Raw genomic sequence first — 1,101 nt, 5'->3', positions numbered from 1 at the left:
AACACTTGTTATTTATGGATTTATCAGTTACTTAAAGCTCAAGCTTTAGTTAGCAAGCGTTACAGAATATTCATTTATGTAAATATATCTGCTTAACGTCGAAATTTAATTTAAGAAATCCCCTTATTATACTAAAAAATTCCCGTTTATCGCCGTTAATAGCTATTCTATCCAATTTACTATAGCAATATATGTATGATAATACCTGAGTGAGGTTTTTCTAAAGTTAGTTTAAGACGTACTAAGCACACTTTCTCCAACCAAAAAAAACACCCCAATGTAGGAGTGTTTCTTCTATTGACATTTTACGTCTATATATTAGAACTAGTTCTATATTACCAACCAGTAACTTCTTTAAGCTTATCACCGATTTTAGCTGGGTCACGAGTATACGCGATACCTGCATCTTCAAAGGCTTTGAATTTCTCTTCAGCAGTACCTTGACCACCAGAGATGATAGCGCCAGCATGACCCATACGCTTGCCTTCAGGAGCAGTGACACCAGCGATATAACCAACGACTGGCTTAGTCACGTGCTCTTTGATATAAGCGGCTGCTTCTTCTTCGGCAGTACCACCGATTTCACCGATTAGTACGATAGCTTCGGTTTGTGGATCGTCTTGGAACAGTTTTAGTGCGTCAATTTGGTTCATACCAGGGATAGGATCACCACCGATACCGATACAGGTTGACTGACCAAAGCCAAGCTTAGTGGTTTGCGCAACCGCTTCATAAGTTAGCGTACCAGAGCGTGAGATGATACCTACTTTACCTGGCAAATGGATATGACCTGGCATGATACCGATTTTGCACTGACCTGGAGTGATGACACCTGGGCAGTTAGGACCAACTAGACGCACATCGCCCGCTTCTTCTAGATAGCGTTTGGCTTTTAGCATATCGATAGTCGGTACGCCTTCAGTGATTACAACGATTAGCTTCACGCCTGCATCTACTGCTTCAACGATAGAATCTAGTACGAATGGCGCTGGTACATAGATTACTGATGCATCAGCTTGAGTTGCTTCCATCGCCTCTGCCATAGTGTTGAATACTGGTAGGCCTAGGTGCGTTTGACCGCCTTTACCTGGCGTTACGCCG

General features: G+C 42.3%; 1 protein-coding gene. It reads right to left on the bottom strand.

Features of this window, described 5'->3' with window-relative positions:
- Nucleotides 1-335 precede the first annotated feature (335 nt).
- Nucleotides 336-1,101, bottom strand: a 766-nt coding sequence (gene sucD, locus ACS8FD_RS16310) for a succinate--CoA ligase subunit alpha (RefSeq protein ID WP_439276613.1), incomplete at its 5' end; no start/stop codon positions are given.

The sequence above is a fragment of the Psychrobacter sp. 1U2 genome, assembly GCF_051847575.1.
Note: the sequence above shows the minus strand (reverse complement) of the source record. Positions and strands in the feature narration are given on the sequence as shown.